The sequence below is a fragment of the Bacillus sp. FJAT-45066 genome, assembly GCF_002335755.1.
Taxonomy (GTDB): Bacteria; Bacillota; Bacilli; order Bacillales; family Bacillaceae_I; genus Bacillus_CD; species Bacillus_CD alkalisoli.
In genome coordinates this window covers 1,636,177-1,652,807 of the sequence record NZ_NISQ01000001.1, presented here as the reverse complement: position 1 = coordinate 1,652,807, position 16,631 = coordinate 1,636,177, and the positions used below count along the sequence as shown (strand labels likewise).

Here is a 16,631-nt window from a genome sequence, read left to right as displayed (position 1 = left end):
GTTAGATTCCGTATTAATCGTAAGTATCTATATATTTTCTCATAAAACAAAAAGGATTATAGCATTTATCTATCTTTTTGCAAAGATATTTTTTCATACCCTTTGATGAGTGATAAAAACAGGAATTACTCGATAAAAATAGAACCATAATGGATAAGAGATTTTTTGTGGAGGTTTTGGAATTGAAATGGGAAACGAGAGTCACAAAATTATTAAATATTCAATATCCAATTATTCAAGGGGGGTTAGCTTATTTGGCTTATGCTGATTTGGCAGCTGCTGTCTCCAATGCTGGAGGGTTAGGACAAATAACTGCCATGAGTTTACAAACTCCAGAAGAGTTGAGAGAGGAGATTAGAAAAGTTAAGAGTTTTACTAATAAACCTTTTGGTGTGAATTATGCCATCGGACAACATGGAAGGCCATTTGAGTATATGTTGGAAGTAGCTATAGAAGAAAAAGTACCTGTCATTTCGATGACTGGTGGAAACCCAGCACCTATTTTTAAACGATTGGAAGGACAAGATATAAAAAAATTGGTTCTAGTAGCTGCAAATAGACAAGCTGAAAAAGCAGAACAGCTTGGGGCGGACGCTGTGATGGTAGTTGGACAAGAAGGGGGAGGGCATTTAGGCAAACAAGATCTCGGTACAATGGTGTTAATACCAAAAGTTGTTGACTCTGTAAAAATTCCAGTCATCGCTTCAGGTGGCATCGGTGATGGAAGAGGGTTAATGGCTGCCATGGCACTTGGGGCAGAAGGGATTGAAATGGGTACAAGGTTTATTGCAACAAAAGAATGTATTCATGCACACCATTTGTATAAAAAACTACTAGTAGAAGGAACAGAGAATGATACAGTTATCATAAAGAAAAGCATTGGTGCTCCTGCAAGAGCAATACGTAATGAACTAACGGAGCGCATATTAAAAATAGAGAAAGACGGCGGTGGATTTGAGGAACTGAAAGAATATATTAGCGGTAACACGAATAAGAAGTTTATTTATGATGGAAATGTAACAGAAGGGTTTGCTTGGGCAGGACAAGTTATGGGTTTAATAAAAGACTCACCTACAGTAAATGATTTAATAGAAAGAATGATAAAGGAAGCTGAAGACATTAGAGGAAATTGGATATAAGCATATACAAATGATATAATACGTTCGTTAAACGAATGTTGAGGTGATTAATATGGATTTTTCCTATCCGATTTCGCACGATTGGAGTACAGATGAAATTGTAGATGTTATAAAGTTTTATGAAATGATTGAACTTACATATGAAAAAGGAATAGATCGTGATGCTTTGCTAAGTCAATATCGTAGGTTTAAAGAAATTGTTCCTGGTAAGGCAGAAGAAAGAAAATTAACAGATGAATACGAAGAGTTGTCTGGTTTCTCTACATTTAAAGTAATAAAAAAAGCAAAAGACTTATCTTCTGGAGATAAAGTGAAAATGGAAAAAGCAAGGTAGTAACTGCTACACTTGCTTTTTTCTTTTTTTAAACTGCTTGATGAGCTAATGAATACAGAGGAGATAATTGTTTAAATGCTTGTTCCATTTTTTCAATCGTCTCTTTCCCTGAAAGAGTTACGGCTTCTTCTTTTGGTATTTGAATGCCACAGAGAATTTCCGCTTTTTTCACAGTAATTAATCTAGTAAACAGTTGATTCATATCTTCTTTATTTAAATCACCGTGTGTTAACACTTCTGGCTTCGTATGATCTTTTGACCACACAAAGTTTGTTGGTGTTTCCTTATATATTTTGTCCATGTTATTTAATAAAACCTCACCATATGCTTCTTTTATAGGTGATTCATATATTACTGCAAACCACACAAAAACATGCGTTTCCCAAAGACCTATTTGGAAGTGTGGCATCATTTTATAACCACGTTTATTATTGGCAAAAGCAACCCAAGAATCTTTAGGTGGATTAACGGTTCGGCGTGCATGTTTGGCTATATGTGTAAACATCTCATCACCTGTTTGTACACTTAACATCGGTTCAAAATGGTTGCTTAATTGTTCGAATTTAGGTCTAACGATTTGGGACAATGCTTCCATTCGTTCGTCTAGCCCATCTATAGTAAATACGTTAAAATCTTCCTCTTTAAAACCATTGAATTCTTTACTCATAATTCTCTTCCCCCCTATTGCCATTTATGAACGGTATTTTAGCATATAACGCTTATAAAACCAATTAAAGTGTTTTTAATAAAATGTGGTTCACCAATAGTTTAAGTAGATATCTCTTTTATAGTCATTTGCACATTTTTAGTTACCTTCTTTCCATATTTTCATATGATATATCAACTTACAAATTGTAAATGTAGTTCAGGAAATATAAATGGAAAAGGAGGTACGGAACATGAACCAAGTAGTAAAACCGTGGAAAAAGCGAACAAATGAAAATAGAAAAAAAGTATTAAAGTTAGAAATTGATTACGAACTAGTTACACTCTATGATGCCATTATTGCAAAAGATATAAAAATAATTGAAGAAACGAAAGTAAGATTAGAAAAACTTCGTAGTGAGATGCTAAGTTTAGAGGTTTAGTGGCTATTGCTACAAAACGAACCTTAAAATGGTTCGTTTTTCTGTGCGGGCAATTTGCTTGATTTTGTAGGAATGATTAAGTAAGCTAATAACCATACATATTACTGAAAGTTTATAGTGAAAGGTTGGAAGTAAATGAATTGGTCTGAAATTGATAAAGACGCTAAACAGTGGACACGTGAAGCTGGCGATAGAATTAAAGCATCCTTACATAAAGAATTAATGATTGAAACAAAAACATCTAGAGATGATTTAGTTACAAATATGGACAAAGAAACCGAAGAATTCTTCATCAAAAAAATTAATGAGAAATATCCTGAACATCAAATTTTAGGAGAAGAAGGATTTGGTAATACAGTTAAAGAATTAAAAGGTACTGTTTGGATTATCGATCCTATTGATGGAACAATGAACTTTGTTCATCAAAAACGAAACTTCGCTATCTCTGTTGCAGTGTATGAGGACGGAATTGGGAAGATAGGTTTAATTTATGATGTGATTAGAGATGAGTTATATCATGCATTTGAAGGACAGGGAGCATTTTTCAATGAAGACCCTATACCGGCCTTAAATGAGGTAAAAGTGGAAGATGCGGTAATAGGGATGAACGCAACATGGGTGACGGAAAATAAGCGAATTGATCCAACTATATTGGCCCCACTCGTAAAAGATGTAAGGGGTACTAGATCATACGGATCGGCAGCTCTAGAGTTTGCATACGTAGCTACAGGTAGAATTGATGCCTATATTACATTAAGACTTTCTCCATGGGATTTTGCGGCAGGCCTAATCATAATTAATGAGTTAGGTGGAAAAGTTACCACACTGTACGGTGAACCATTAAATTTATTAGAACAAAACAGCGTTTTTGTATGTAAACCAGGATTACACGAAGAAATTATGGAAAATTACTTATATAAGTTAAAGCAAAAAGAAGACTGAGTGTTAATACTCCGTCTTCTTTTCTGTCTTTTATTGTTCTAACCTTTTTGCTCTAAAGCCTAATCCCATTACAATAATCACTAAGATTGTGGATAGAATAATACCTGTTAAACTTCTGTATGCAACAGCAACACCAATTAGTCCCATAGAGAAGGCTGTAGCAATAGCAAAAGCGATAAACTTCCATTGAATATTTTTCATCATTCATACTCCCTTTTTTAAACAAAAGAATAATTTAACTTTTCAGAAAATAATCTTATATTTACATAATTTTTTATTCATTATTATTTTACATAAACAGAATCGTTTTTTCTACTATGTTTGTGGTATAATACTATTTGGTTTGATTTTTGACATTAGGGAGATGAAATTTTGAAAATTCGTAATGATATTCGAAATATAGCAATTATAGCTCACGTTGACCATGGTAAAACAACGTTAGTAGATAAATTATTACATCAAGCAGGAACGTTCCGTACAAATGAAACGGTTCAAGAACGTGCGATGGATTCAAATGATTTAGAAAGAGAACGTGGAATTACAATTTTAGCTAAGAATACAGCTATTAATTATAAAGACACAAGAATTAACATTATGGATACACCAGGACATGCTGACTTCGGTGGAGAAGTAGAGCGTATCATGAAAATGGTTGATGGTGTTCTTTTAGTTGTTGATGCATATGAAGGTTGTATGCCACAAACACGTTTCGTTTTAAAGAAAGCATTAGAGCAAAACTTAACGCCAATAGTAGTTGTAAATAAAATTGACCGTGATTTTGCACGTCCTTCTGAAGTAGTAGATGAAGTTATCGATTTGTTTATTGAACTTGATGCTTCTGAAGAACAATTAGAATTCCCAGTAGTCTATGCATCTGCAATTAATGGAACTGCTAGTACAGATCCAGAAAAGCAAGATGAAAACATGGAAGCAATTTATGAAGCGATTATTAAACATATTCCTGCTCCTTTCGATAACAGTGACGAACCATTACAATTCCAAGTATCTTTACTTGACTACAATGACTATGTAGGAAGAATTGGTATTGGTCGTATTTTCCGCGGTACGATGAAAGTTGGTCAACAAGTTTCTTTAATGAAACTAGATGGAAAAGTGAAACAATTCCGTGTTTCTAAGCTATTCGGTTTCATTGGCTTAAAGCGAGTAGAAATTGAAGAAGCAAAAGCTGGTGACCTCGTAGCTGTTTCAGGAATGGAAGATATTAACGTAGGAGAAACAGTTTGTCCTACGGAACACCAAGAAGCTCTTCCTATATTACGTATTGATGAGCCGACATTACAAATGACTTTCTTAGTAAATAACTCACCTTTTGCTGGTAAAGAAGGTAAGTTTGTAACTTCTCGTAAAATTGAAGAGCGTTTAACTGCTCAATTAGAAACAGATGTAAGTTTACGTGTAGACCCTACAGATTCACCAGATGCTTGGGTTATTTCAGGTCGTGGAGAATTACACTTATCTATCTTAATTGAAAACATGCGTCGTGAAGGATTTGAATTACAAGTGTCTAAACCAGAAGTCATCATTCGCACAGTTGATGGTGTAAAATGCGAACCAGTAGAGCGTGTACAAATTGATGTGCCTGAAGAGCATACTGGTGGGGTTATGGAATCAATCGGAGCACGTAAAGGTGAAATGGTTGATATGATTAACAATGGTAATGGACAAGTTCGCTTAATCTTTATGGTCCCTTCTCGTGGATTAATTGGTTACTCTACTGAGTTCCTATCATTAACACGTGGTTTCGGAATCATCAACCACACATTCGATAGTTACCAACCTATGGCTCAAGGGCAAGTTGGTGGACGTCGTCAAGGTGTACTAGTCTCAATGGAATCTGGTAAAGCTTCTTCTTACGGTATTATGGGAATTGAGGATCGTGGAGTAATCTTCGTTGAGCCTGGTACAGAAGTTTATGAAGGAATGATCGTAGGAGAGCATAACCGTGACAACGACTTAGTTGTAAACGTATGTAAAATGAAACAAGCGACAAACATTCGTTCAGCTAACAAAGACCAAACAGTTGGTATGAAAAAACCGCGTATTATGACGCTTGAAGAATCTCTAGAATATTTAAATGATGATGAGTACTGTGAAATCACACCTCAATCCATTCGTTTACGTAAAAAGGTTCTAGATAAAAATGAGCGTGAAAGAACAGCGAAGAAGAAAAAGCTTGCAGCGGCAGAAAAGTAAAAATTAAAACTGGAGTTGCTCGCAATACGGATATCTTAATTTAATTTAAGGTAAAAATATTGCGAGCTTCTTTAGAATTTTAACTATAAGGGGGAGTAGACAATGGTGGATGTTTCTGAGAGACTTTCTTTCTTTGCAAAATTATATCGAGTTGACGAAAACCCTGAATTAGGAATGTGGTTGTTATTTTTAACAATCTTTGCTTTATCCGTCCTAGTATATAAATTAGGCTTTGCGTTAAAGCTTCCAATTTTAAAGTCAGCAGTCATTTATTTATTTTTATTTTTTGGAACTTCTGTTCTAACGTTTTTAGGAGCGTTTCTACCGGTAGCGGAAGGGTTAGTTGTTGCAGCGTTAATTTTAATCATATATAAAATACGCTTACACAACTCGAATAAAATGGAACAAAAGGAGTCGTAACGATGCGCTCTTTACAAGATACAATTTATAATTGGTTAACAATTAAAGTAGTAGCAGATGTACGTAAAGATGATAGTGCAGCTCAAGAGACTGAGACTCTTTTTAAAAGTATGTTGATGGAAGATCATGAAATTACTTCCATTGAATTTGTAAAAGAAGAGCCAATGTACTATGTATCATATGAACAACATGGTGAAATGAAAAAAACACGATTCCCTATCGAGCTTATTGATGTCATGATAAATCAAATAAGTGAGGAGCCGGAGCGTTATAAAAATTATGAAAACGAAGAAGCCTAAATAGATTACTATTTAGGCTTCTTCTAGTTTTTATGCTTTTTCATCTTATATTCTATAGAAAATAGGTAGTAATAGCGCAAAGAACAGGTGTGCTACTGTCCATAAGGTTAATGCAAAGACATCGTTCATAGCTGGTGTTTCTTTCATCGCAAGAAAGGTCAATGGAAAATATAAAAATATAGTAGGGAACGTTAATATAATAGAAAGTAAAAATTGAGCTCTTTTTTTAACTAAATGATATTTTTGCACAATTAGAGAAAATAAAACACCTATACCTAATGCTATTATTAAATGGAATATAAATTCAACCGTTTCGCTAAAGCTAAAAGAACCTAAATAAGGTATAAAATCAATGTTTAATAAAAGAGTATAAACATCTTTTTGGAAAAATGTTTGAAACAATTTCATTAACAGCCCCATTAAAATCCCACTTACTAAGCCCGTCAATGCACCATTCCAAATGTTTTTTACCATTCATCTTGATCTCTTTTTGGTTCGTACAATCGAAAATTTCCAGTTGCAAATCTTTCATTTGTTCTCTTTTCAATTCTTTCGCTACATTCGTTACACATATATGTATGAATAGGTCTATTTCGTAGACGTTTTGCTATTAACAATTCATCGTCAATCGATTCAATTTTGTCACATAACACACATTTTACTCTCATATGTCCACCTCTTATGGTAAATATGGTATAAGTATAGCATAATATAGAAAAAACCGTTAAATCTAAAATGTATTTATTTTTCAATGTGGAGGGGTCAAGTATGCCAAATATAACGGAACCAGAATTGATTGAGCCTTTACTTAAAGCATTGCAAGAGGATAGACTTGTATCATTATGTACGATAGATTTTGAATCTAAAGGCCCTAGTGTTAGTGCTTTATCTTGGATTTACGCTGAGAATAGTACAACAATATTGTTAGCAGTAGATTTTTCATCAAGGATTATTAAAAACATACTACATAATGACAAAGTAGTTGTTACGGTACATGCTAACGAATCAGTATACTCCGTTCATGCTACAGCAAAGATTCAGAATGAATTAATTGAAAATGTACCTTTAAAGCTCTCGCTTGTTGAGTTAAAAGTGACAGCTGTTAGAGATGTTATGTTTTATGGTGCAAAGTTGAGTGTAGAACCACAGTATGAAAAAACTTACGATAAAAACGCAGCACAAAAACTAGATGAACAAATCTACACCGCTCTGATAAAATTCAAATAACAGTAATGTATTTCAAACGAAAAAAAGAGTCTGGGACAAAAAGTATGAAGTATATCTAGGCTTAAAAAATTGTTGTAGTTGAACTTCATATGGCCTATGAAGTTCATCTAGGCTTAAAAAATTGTTGTAGTTGAACTTCATAAGGTCTATGAAGTTGGTTTGTGGAAAGTGCTTTCGGACTTTCTTTCGCATTGGCATATTATTTTGTTCCACCAATAAGGAGAGGCCCTCAAGAACCAAAAATTGTTCTTGCGGGCCTCTTCAATATTATTAACCGCCTTTTATCCTAGTCTCTTTTCTTTTGCTTAAAATTAGTTAAATCAATATCATAACTAGGGTTCGTAAAGTAGTAAGTCATTATGAACAGTACTCAGTTTCCTACATTTTTATATCGTTCTTCTTTTTTATAATGATTGGATTGTTCTTGTTGTTTTTCTTCTAATTCTCTCGCTTCATTTTCAGGCATTTGAGGATTGTTCTGTTCTGTAGGGTTAGGTTCAGCTGGTTCTTTTAAGTCTATTGGTATTTCAGGCATTACTCTACCTACAATTTCAGCAAGCTCTTCTAATATGCCAGCAACTGGGCGACCTCTTTGGATATCTCTCCCCATTTCTTGTAGACGAACATACGTATCAGCATCCGCAATGATAATAGCATTGGCTCCATACGGATCTTTTTTTAAACTTTCTGCAACAGAATACTTTATGGTACTTACTCGAGAACGATCTAGTTTAGAATTCACATCAATTCCAACAACCGCATAAGGGCCAATTACAACAGCAGTTGCATCATTTACGTTTGGGATACGAAGGGCAATTTCTACTAAATGGCGAGATACTTCTTGTCCTGTTTTGTTATCAACTTGTTGGTTTGCAGAGTCCTTAACGTGAATAATTCGATTATCTTCTTCATTTCTAGCTACGTTATCAGGTTGATTCATACAACCAGTTAGTAACAAAATTATTAATAAAAGTGTAATGGTTATTTGTTTTTTCATGTTGTTTCACTCCTTTATTGAACAAATAGATAGTTCAATTTTTCTATTATTGTTTATTTGTTCTTCTATCTTTATTCATTTGGACATATATTTTATCAACGGTCCGTCCTTTCCCCTTTACAAGTCATCCATGTAAAGGATGGACGCCTTGTGACACTCCGAAATAGAGAAAAAATGAAAAAAGTGTAGAAGCAGGAGGCGGAAGGTTGAAAAAAATTTATGTATTAGACACAAATGTCTTATTACAAGACCCACATTCCATTTATCAATTTGGTGACAATGAAATTGTCATTCCAGCAGTTGTGTTAGAAGAGGTGGATTCTAAGAAACGTTATATGGATGAGATAGGTCGTAATGCAAGACAAGTTTCTAAAATAATCGATTCATTAAGGCAAACGGGAAAATTACACGAAAAAATACCAATCCATACTGGTGGTTCTATACGAATTGAACTAAATCACCGCAGTTTTCATGAGTTACAAGAAATCTTTGTTGAAAAAACAAATGATAATAGAATACTCGCAGTTGCAAAAAACTTATTTCTAGAAGAACAAACAAAAGAAGATGGAAAACCTGTTATTTTGGTTAGTAAAGATGCGTTGGTTCGGGTAAAAGCGGATGCAATTGGACTAACTTCTCAAGATTTTTTAAATGATCGTGTGGTGGAAATGGACCACATTTATAAGGGATTTTTAGAAATGTATGTTTCAACAGAGGTTTTAAGTTTGTTTTATGAACGTGGAGAAATTTCCGTATCGGAATTAGTTAATCATCCATTTTATCCTAATCAATTTATCATCATGAAAGATGCATTAGGGAGTTCTGCATCAGCCATTGGAGTTGCAGATTTAACAGGTAATAAAGTGAAAAAACTCATCTTTGACTTCGATCATATATGGGGTATACGCCCTAGGAATGCTCAACAAACGATGGCGTTGGAATTGTTGCTAAGAGATGATATACCTTTAATAACATTAACAGGTAAAGCAGGAACAGGTAAAACGCTAATTGCCCTTGCAGCGGGTTTAATGCAAACAGAAGACCTTAATAAGTTTAAAAAGCTATTAGTAGCAAGACCAATAGTGCCAGTTGGAAAAGACATAGGTTATTTACCAGGAGAAAAACAAGAGAAATTAAGACCTTGGATGCAGCCCATTTATGATAATTTAGAATATTTATTTAACACTAAAAAACCTGGAGAACTTGATGCGATCCTAGCAGGAATCGGATCAATTGAAGTAGAAGCGTTAACTTATATACGTGGTAGAAGCATTCCGGAGCAATTTATTATAATTGATGAGGCTCAAAACTTAACAAAACATGAAGTGAAAACGATTTTAACAAGAGTAGGGGAGCGCAGTAAAATTGTTTTAATGGGAGACCCTGAACAAATTGACCATCCGTACCTGGATGAATTTAATAATGGATTAACATACGTAGTGGAAAAGTTTAAAGATCAAGGGGTGGCAGGACATATAAGATTAGTAAAAGGTGAACGTTCCAAATTAGCTAAACTAGCTGCGGATATTTTATAAGGTTAAACTTAATAAAATATGTTGAACGGGAAAAAGATAGGGATGTGTCTATATTGGTAAAGACCATTATAGTAACACATCCCTATTAGTGTTAGGAGATTATTATTTTGTGCACGCCCTTTATCGGATTATCCAAATTAGAGCCATTATTATAAATAATATGTACGGGTCCGTCACTTTTTAAAGGTTTCCCTTTGTTTGAAAACTTCATAATCATTTCTTTTGCTTCTTTAATTGAAAAACATTGTTCATTATTATTGCTAACAAAAGTAACTGTACTAGAGTTCTCAAACGGCTCGGCATTTTCAATAAATGGTGCCAATTTAATTCCAAAAGTACTGGTTAATACTTTTTCTTTTTCAAACTTTTTTTCTGTTTTTAAAGTTGGAGGATGAATAGCTCCTTCTGTGATCTCTCTATCCCAATGTTTTGAAATATTTTTTGTGTATTTTTCAATTGCAGAGATTTCCTCTTCTTTTTCTTCCGTAAAATAACTTTCTAAGTCAATACGACGGTCGTCAAAAATCCATACACCTGGATCTAAAGTGATGGTAAACTTAACTTTACCTTCTATATGAATGATGTTCTCCATGTTGTCCCCCTGTTACATTTTTTCTTATTATATCGAAATTTCCATAACATTTCTATTATGACACAATAACCTTTTCATAATGACGTTTTAGAACGAAAAAAAAGGTTATTCTAACAATACATAACATTTCTACTCATGGATGTGAATATAAGAAGAATAGGAGAATAAATACATGCCTTGCAGGTCAAGTGAAGAACTTCAAGTATTAATAGATGAATCTAAAAAGGTAGCAATAGAAGGTAAAGTTGCGAACTATATCCCAGCTTTACAAAGAGAAAATCCAGAAGATCTTTCATGTGCTATTGTATTCCCAAATAAACCTTGTGTTTCAGCAGGGAATATTGAAAAGACATTTACTTTACAAAGTATATCTAAAATTATTTCTTTAGCTTTAGTATTAATGGATTATGGACCTGAGCATGTTTTTCATAAAGTTGGGAAGGAGCCAACTGGAGACCCTTTTAATTCAATCATTAAACTAGAAACAACATCAAAGTCTAAACCACTTAATCCGATGATTAATGCAGGAGCGTTAGTAGTAACATCGATGATTAAAGGGGATACGATAGATGATAGAGTAAATTATTTATTAGAATTTGTAAGGAAATTATGTGGATCTAAATCAGTCACATATTCGCAGGAAGTAGCTATTTCAGAATTTAACACGTCATTCCTTAATCGTTCCCTTTGTTTTTATATGAAAAATGGTGGTAGCATTTTAGGTGATGTTGAAGAAATTTTGGAAGTATATACGAAACAGTGCGCAATAAAAATGAACTGTTTAGATTTAGCGAAAATCGGTTCAATATTTGCTTTTGATGGAAAGAACATTGAAACAGGAGAGCAGATAATTCCGAAAGATGTTGCAAGAATATGTAAAACATTTATGGTTACATGTGGCATGTACAATGCATCAGGTGAGTTTGCTATTAAAATTGGAATACCCGCAAAAAGTGGTGTTTCTGGAGGGATAATGGGATCCGTACCAAAAAGATTCGGAATAGGGATTTTCGGTCCAGCATTAAACGAGATAGGGAATAGCCACACTGGACTAAAGCTATTGGAGCTCTTGAATGAACGATATGACCTTAGCATGTTTTGAAAATGTAATAAAATAAACAAATATATTGAGCCTAATCTTGCAATTTTGAGAAAAGAACGATAAAATTTAAGGATAGATATATGTTCTTAAACGGAGGGATCGATTTTGACATCCGAAATTATTGTCGATCATCGTGAAAAAGCGGTTACGCTATTGAAAGCTGATGCCGATAAAATATTAAAACTCATTCAAGTGCAAATGGATAACTTAACAATGCCTCAATGTCCTTTATATGAAGAAGTATTGGACACGCAAATGTTTGGATTGTCACGGGAAATCGATTTTGCAGTAAGATTAGGTCTTCTTTCAGGTAAAGAAGGTAAAGATATTCTCGGTAAATTAGAACGTGAATTATCTGCCTTACATGAAGCTTGGGAAAAAAAATAATAAAAAAATTCATCCATACATATGGATGAATTTTTTTTATTTATATGGCTCTTTTCGTAAACTTTGTTGTTTTTAATAGATTTCTCTATAGAAAAATGTTATCCGTTCATTTACATTGCAAAAGGTAAAGGTTTCTATCAAATGGCGGAAGTATCTATTATAAGGTGAATGAACTAAACTTTCGCTAAGGAAACAGAGAAAAGTATGCGTCATAAGGCAAATGGAAGGAACTTTCGCTAGGGAAACAGGAAAAAAGTAGGCTCATAAGGTGGATGAACGAAACTTTCTCTAGGAAAAAAGGGAAAATGTATCCATCATAAGGCGGATGAACGAAACTTTCGCTAAGAAAACAGGAAAAAGTATGCATGATAAGGCGAATGAACGAAACTTTCGCTAAGGAAACAGAAAAAAGTATCTATGATAAGTCTAGTGAAATAAATCCAATAACCATTTTTTTAAAACAACCTTGATAGTCTTGTTCGTTAGTATAAATAATTCAGTGGCCTCGCGTTTTGCCTGTGGGGTCTCACGCCGAGGGACAGGAAGGCACGGGATCCATGTGCATCGTGCGCTAGCATTTTCGAGGATTCCAGTGCCTGCAGCGAAGATACACCTTATTTCTAAAATAAAGATAAAAGCAACAATCCTTTACGAATAGAGCTATTTTTATAGAATATAACCGAAGGTATATGCAACATACTTGCCATATCACTAAATATTAGTTTAATATAATGATTATTATTTGAAAATTCCAATTTATTCACTTAACTTAGAAAAAAACGTTAAATTTAGCAGGAAATTAGTAAAGCGAATCGAATCATGTATTAAAGGTATACTTTAAGTGTAAATCAGCTAAGGGGGAAACAGGCGTGAAAAAGATAAACAAGGTGTTAGTTGCCAATCGTGGCGAAATCGCAATAAGAGTTTTTCGAGCGTGTACAGAATTAAATATTCGAACAGTAGCGATCTATTCTAAAGAAGATATGGGATCCTATCATAGATATAAGGCAGATGAAGCTTATTTAGTAGGCGAAGGTAAAAAACCGATAGACGCTTATTTAGACATTGAAGGAATCATTACTATTGCCAAAAACAACGCTGTAGATGCCATTCATCCTGGATACGGGTTCTTATCTGAAAATATTCAGTTTGCTAAAAGATGTGAAGAAGAAGGAATAATATTTATTGGTCCAACTTCTGAGCACTTGAACATGTTCGGTGATAAAGTAAAAGCTAGAACTCAAGCGCAACTTGCAGGAATACCAGTTATACCTGGAAGTGATGGTCCTGTTCATTCTTTAGAAGACATTATGGATTTTGCTAGTACATATGGTTATCCGCTAATGATTAAAGCTTCACTCGGTGGTGGCGGTAGAGGGATGCGTGTTGTCCGAACAAAATCTGAGTTAAAAGAAGCGTATGAACGTGCCAAATCAGAAGCTAAAGCAGCATTCGGTAACGATGAAATATATGTAGAAAAGCTTATTGAAAAGCCGAAACATATTGAAGTACAAATATTAGGTGATGATAGTGGCAATATTGTTCATTTGTATGAAAGAGATTGTTCGATTCAACGTCGTCATCAAAAAGTGGTTGAAATTGCTCCAAGTGTTTCATTATCAGAACAACTTAGAGATGATATTTGTCAAGCAGCCGTTAACTTGATGGAGAATGTAAACTATGTAAATGCTGGTACAGTAGAATTTTTAGTTTCAAATGGAAAATTCTACTTTATTGAAGTAAACCCTAGAATTCAAGTAGAGCACACTATTACAGAAATGATCACAGGTGTAGATATCGTACAATCCCAAATAATGATTGCCCAAGGGCATTGTTTATTTAGTGATGAAATAGGAATTCCATCACAAGATGAGATAGTAATAAACGGATTTGCTATTCAATCACGAGTTACAACAGAAGATCCATTAAATGGGTTTATGCCGGATACGGGCAAAATTAATGTTTATCGCTCAGGCGGAGGTTTTGGTGTTAGATTAGATGCCGGTAACGGTTATCAAGGAGCTGTTGTTACCCCTTACTATGATTCATTGTTAGTAAAGTTATCAACATGGGCTCTAACTTTTGAAAAGGCAGCATCAAAAATGGAAAGAAATCTAAAAGAATTCCGAATTCGTGGAATAAAAACCAATATTCCTTTCCTAGAAAACGTTGTTAAACATCCGAAGTTTATGAATGGAGAATATGACACTTCTTTTATTGATACAACTCCTGAATTATTTGTATTTCCTAAAAGGAAAGACCGTGGAACGAAAATGCTATCCTATATCGGCACAGTAACTGTAAATGGTTTTCCTGGTGTGGAAAAGAAGAAAAAACCAGTATTTGATGAACCTAGATTGCCAAATGTAGAAACAATCCCCAACTTTGCGAACGGAACAAAACAAATACTTGATGAGCAAGGGGCAGATGGACTTGTTAAATGGATAAAAGATCAAAAAGAAGTTCTTCTAACCGATACAACATTTAGAGATGCACACCAATCTTTATTAGCAACACGTATGCGTACTAATGATTTAATGAGAATAGCAGAACCAACTGCAAAGTTAGTGCCAAACCTATTTTCTATGGAAATGTGGGGTGGAGCAACTTATGATGTAGCGTACCGCTTTTTAAGTGAAGACCCATGGGAAAGATTATTAACATTACGTGAAAAAAGTCCGAATATTTTATTCCAAATGTTATTACGCGCTTCAAACGCGGTAGGATATAAAAACTATCCAGACAACTTAATTAAAGAATTTGTAGAAAAATCCGCGCATGCAGGAATCGATGTATTTAGAATTTTTGATAGTTTAAACTGGGTTAAAGGAATGACATTAGCAATTGATGCTGTAAGAGATTCTGGGAAAATCGCAGAAGCCTCTATTTGTTATACTGGTGATATTAACGATCCAACTCGTTCTAAATATGATTTAACATATTATAAAGATTTAGCTAAAGAGTTAGAACAATCTGGTGCACACATTTTAGCTATTAAAGATATGGCTGGATTATTAAAACCACAAGCTGCCTATAAGTTAATATCAACATTAAAAGACTCTATTGATATTCCAATTCATCTTCATACCCACGATACTAGTGGAAATGGAATTTATATGTATGCGAAAGCTATTGAAGCTGGTGTAGATATTGTCGACGTAGCAGCAAGCTCTATGTCTGGACTTACTTCGCAACCTAGCGCATCAACGTTATTTTATGCGTTAGAAGAAAATGAACGTCAGCCAAGGATTGATGTAGAGTCCTTAGAGAAAATTTCACAATACTGGGAAGATGTCAGGAAATATTATAAAGATTTTGAAAGTGGAATGATGAGTCCACACACAGAAATTTATCAACACGAAATGCCAGGAGGGCAATATAGCAACTTACAGCAGCAAGCAAAAGCAGTTGGACTCGGCGAGCGTTGGGAAGAAGTTAAAAACATGTATCGCACTGTTAATGACATGTTTGGTGATATTGTAAAAGTTACTCCTTCTTCTAAAGTAGTTGGTGATATGGCATTATTTATGGTTCAAAACGAATTAAAAGAGCATGATGTGTTAGAAAAGGGAGAAACATTAGATTTCCCTGATTCTGTTATTGAATTATTCGAAGGTTTTTTAGGTCAACCACACGGAGGGTTCCCAGAAAGATTACAGAAAGTAATTTTAAAAGGAAAAGTACCAATCTCGGTTAGACCTGGAGAATTATTAGATGATGTTAATTTTGAAGAAGTGAAAGAAAAACTATTTAACACACTTAACAGACAAGTAACAAGTCATGAAATGATTTCTTATGCTCTATATCCAAAAGTTTTCCTCGAATATCAAGAAAAGTATGATATGTTTGGAAATATTTCCGTTTTAGATACTCCAACTTTCTTGTATGGGATGCGATTTGGAGAAGAGATAGAGATAGAGATTGAAAAAGGGAAAACGTTAATTGTGAAATTAGTTTCAATCGGTCAAGCACAAGAGGATGGAACGAGAGTAGTTTACTTCGAGTTAAATGGTCAACCACGTGAAGTGATCATCAAAGACGAGAATGTAAAATCAATGGTTACAACAAAGCAAAAAATTGATCGTAATAATACAGGACATATAGGAGCAACAATGCCAGGTACTGTTATTAAAGTTTTAGTAGAAAAAGGAGAAAAAGTTACAAAAGGTGACCACTTAATGATTACCGAAGCTATGAAAATGGAAACGACTGTTCAAGCACCATATACAGGCACAGTTCAGGAAATTTTCGCTAACTCAGGTGACGCCATTTCTACTGGAGACTTATTAATAGAGTTAAGAAAATAAATAATGGCTTTAACTTAAAAGATAAGCGCGTAACCTGTTGATTGGTTA

18 protein-coding genes are annotated in these 16,631 nt (G+C 34.2%); 12 read left to right on the top strand and 6 right to left on the bottom strand.

Translation table 11 applies throughout. The features are described from left to right. Positions 1-182 precede the first annotated feature (182 nt). A complete protein-coding gene (locus CDZ92_RS08375) occupies positions 183-1,139 on the top strand; it encodes an NAD(P)H-dependent flavin oxidoreductase (protein WP_096154790.1) in 957 nt (318 codons plus the stop codon). A gap of 52 nt (positions 1,140-1,191) precedes the next feature. Then, positions 1,192-1,473, top strand: a complete 282-nt coding sequence (locus tag CDZ92_RS08370) for a UPF0223 family protein (RefSeq protein ID WP_096154789.1) — start codon at positions 1,192-1,194, stop codon at positions 1,471-1,473. Between the two features lie 28 nt (positions 1,474-1,501). On the opposite strand, the gene CDZ92_RS08365 is transcribed toward CDZ92_RS08370, so the two are convergent. Further along, positions 1,502-2,140: a YktB family protein gene (locus CDZ92_RS08365; protein WP_096154788.1), complete on the bottom strand. Its 639-nt coding sequence runs from the start codon at positions 2,138-2,140 to the stop codon at positions 1,502-1,504. 232 nt (positions 2,141-2,372) lie between these two features. On the opposite strand from CDZ92_RS08365, the gene CDZ92_RS08360 reads away from it, so the two are divergent. After that, positions 2,373-2,561, top strand: coding sequence for a hypothetical protein (locus CDZ92_RS08360; RefSeq protein WP_096154787.1), 189 nt, complete (start codon positions 2,373-2,375; stop codon positions 2,559-2,561). A 135-nt stretch (positions 2,562-2,696) separates the two neighbouring features. Then, entirely contained in the window at positions 2,697-3,503 is an 807-nt protein-coding gene (locus CDZ92_RS08355) for an inositol monophosphatase family protein (RefSeq protein ID WP_096154786.1), read from the top strand. A gap of 30 nt (positions 3,504-3,533) precedes the next feature. On the opposite strand, the gene CDZ92_RS20490 is transcribed toward CDZ92_RS08355, so the two are convergent. Next, a complete protein-coding gene (locus CDZ92_RS20490; RefSeq protein ID WP_406564896.1) occupies positions 3,534-3,707 on the bottom strand; it encodes a DUF5325 family protein in 174 nt (57 codons plus the stop codon). A gap of 168 nt (positions 3,708-3,875) precedes the next feature. Between CDZ92_RS20490 and typA the strand changes: the two genes are divergently transcribed. From typA to CDZ92_RS08335, 3 genes are all read left to right on the top strand, one after another. Continuing rightward, on the top strand, positions 3,876-5,717 hold the full coding sequence (gene typA, locus CDZ92_RS08345) for a translational GTPase TypA (RefSeq protein ID WP_096154785.1): 1,842 nt from the start codon (positions 3,876-3,878) through the stop codon (positions 5,715-5,717). 102 nt (positions 5,718-5,819) lie between these two features. Next, positions 5,820-6,137 (top strand): YlaH-like family protein, encoded by a 318-nt coding sequence (locus CDZ92_RS08340; RefSeq protein WP_176483737.1) that lies wholly within the window; start codon positions 5,820-5,822, stop codon positions 6,135-6,137. Between the two features lie 2 nt (positions 6,138-6,139). Beyond that, the gene (locus CDZ92_RS08335; protein WP_096154784.1) at positions 6,140-6,436 is read left to right on the top strand and encodes a hypothetical protein; all 297 of its coding nucleotides are present in this window, start codon (positions 6,140-6,142) and stop codon (positions 6,434-6,436) included. Positions 6,437-6,481: 45 nt separating this feature from the next. On the opposite strand, the gene CDZ92_RS08330 is transcribed toward CDZ92_RS08335, so the two are convergent. Then, a complete protein-coding gene (locus CDZ92_RS08330; protein WP_096154783.1) occupies positions 6,482-6,910 on the bottom strand; it encodes a hypothetical protein in 429 nt (142 codons plus the stop codon). Next, positions 6,904-7,104 carry a YlaI family protein gene (locus tag CDZ92_RS08325; protein WP_096154782.1) on the bottom strand — a complete coding sequence of 67 codons (201 nt, stop codon included), beginning with the start codon at positions 7,102-7,104 and terminating at the stop codon, positions 6,904-6,906. Before CDZ92_RS08325 ends, CDZ92_RS08330 begins: the two co-directional genes overlap by 7 nt. Before the next feature lie 100 nt (positions 7,105-7,204). Between CDZ92_RS08325 and CDZ92_RS08320 the strand changes: the two genes are divergently transcribed. Next, positions 7,205-7,663: a pyridoxamine 5'-phosphate oxidase family protein gene (locus tag CDZ92_RS08320; RefSeq protein ID WP_096154781.1), complete on the top strand. Its 459-nt coding sequence runs from the start codon at positions 7,205-7,207 to the stop codon at positions 7,661-7,663. Between the two features lie 370 nt (positions 7,664-8,033). On the opposite strand, the gene CDZ92_RS08315 is transcribed toward CDZ92_RS08320, so the two are convergent. After that, positions 8,034-8,660 carry a YhcN/YlaJ family sporulation lipoprotein gene (locus CDZ92_RS08315; protein WP_096154780.1) on the bottom strand — a complete coding sequence of 209 codons (627 nt, stop codon included), beginning with the start codon at positions 8,658-8,660 and terminating at the stop codon, positions 8,034-8,036. 206 nt (positions 8,661-8,866) lie between these two features. Between CDZ92_RS08315 and CDZ92_RS08310 the strand changes: the two genes are divergently transcribed. Then, positions 8,867-10,195 carry a PhoH family protein gene (locus tag CDZ92_RS08310; protein WP_096154779.1) on the top strand — a complete coding sequence of 443 codons (1,329 nt, stop codon included), beginning with the start codon at positions 8,867-8,869 and terminating at the stop codon, positions 10,193-10,195. Between the two features lie 91 nt (positions 10,196-10,286). On the opposite strand, the gene CDZ92_RS08305 is transcribed toward CDZ92_RS08310, so the two are convergent. Beyond that, complete coding sequence (locus tag CDZ92_RS08305) at positions 10,287-10,787, bottom strand: hypothetical protein (RefSeq protein WP_096154778.1); 501 nt, start codon at positions 10,785-10,787, stop codon at positions 10,287-10,289. 172 nt (positions 10,788-10,959) lie between these two features. Between CDZ92_RS08305 and glsA the strand changes: the two genes are divergently transcribed. The 3 genes from glsA to pyc all read left to right on the top strand — a co-directional run bounded on the left by glsA (position 10,960) and on the right by pyc (position 16,583). Next, a complete protein-coding gene (gene glsA / locus CDZ92_RS08300; protein ID WP_096154777.1) occupies positions 10,960-11,889 on the top strand; it encodes a glutaminase A in 930 nt (309 codons plus the stop codon). A gap of 105 nt (positions 11,890-11,994) precedes the next feature. Continuing rightward, positions 11,995-12,276: a YlaN family protein gene (locus CDZ92_RS08295; RefSeq protein ID WP_096154776.1), complete on the top strand. Its 282-nt coding sequence runs from the start codon at positions 11,995-11,997 to the stop codon at positions 12,274-12,276. 869 nt (positions 12,277-13,145) lie between these two features. Continuing rightward, positions 13,146-16,583, top strand: coding sequence for a pyruvate carboxylase (gene pyc / locus CDZ92_RS08290; protein ID WP_096154775.1), 3,438 nt, complete (start codon positions 13,146-13,148; stop codon positions 16,581-16,583). Positions 16,584-16,631 lie beyond the last annotated feature (48 nt).

Coding starts and splice junctions, on each gene's coding strand:
- CDZ92_RS08370 (WP_096154789.1), top strand. CDS start 1,192: ATGGATTTTTCCTATCCGATTTCGCACGATTGGAGTACAGATGAAATT.
- CDZ92_RS08365 (WP_096154788.1), bottom strand. CDS start 2,140: ATGAGTAAAGAATTCAATGGTTTTAAAGAGGAAGATTTTAACGTATTT.
- CDZ92_RS08360 (WP_096154787.1), top strand. CDS start 2,373: ATGAACCAAGTAGTAAAACCGTGGAAAAAGCGAACAAATGAAAATAGA.
- CDZ92_RS08355 (WP_096154786.1), top strand. CDS start 2,697: ATGAATTGGTCTGAAATTGATAAAGACGCTAAACAGTGGACACGTGAA.
- CDZ92_RS20490 (WP_406564896.1), bottom strand. CDS start 3,707: ATGATGAAAAATATTCAATGGAAGTTTATCGCTTTTGCTATTGCTACA.
- CDZ92_RS08340 (WP_176483737.1), top strand. CDS start 5,820: ATGGTGGATGTTTCTGAGAGACTTTCTTTCTTTGCAAAATTATATCGA.
- CDZ92_RS08335 (WP_096154784.1), top strand. CDS start 6,140: ATGCGCTCTTTACAAGATACAATTTATAATTGGTTAACAATTAAAGTA.
- CDZ92_RS08330 (WP_096154783.1), bottom strand. CDS start 6,910: ATGGTAAAAAACATTTGGAATGGTGCATTGACGGGCTTAGTAAGTGGG.
- CDZ92_RS08325 (WP_096154782.1), bottom strand. CDS start 7,104: ATGAGAGTAAAATGTGTGTTATGTGACAAAATTGAATCGATTGACGAT.
- CDZ92_RS08320 (WP_096154781.1), top strand. CDS start 7,205: ATGCCAAATATAACGGAACCAGAATTGATTGAGCCTTTACTTAAAGCA.
- CDZ92_RS08315 (WP_096154780.1), bottom strand. CDS start 8,660: ATGAAAAAACAAATAACCATTACACTTTTATTAATAATTTTGTTACTA.
- CDZ92_RS08305 (WP_096154778.1), bottom strand. CDS start 10,787: ATGGAGAACATCATTCATATAGAAGGTAAAGTTAAGTTTACCATCACT.
- glsA (WP_096154777.1), top strand. CDS start 10,960: ATGCCTTGCAGGTCAAGTGAAGAACTTCAAGTATTAATAGATGAATCT.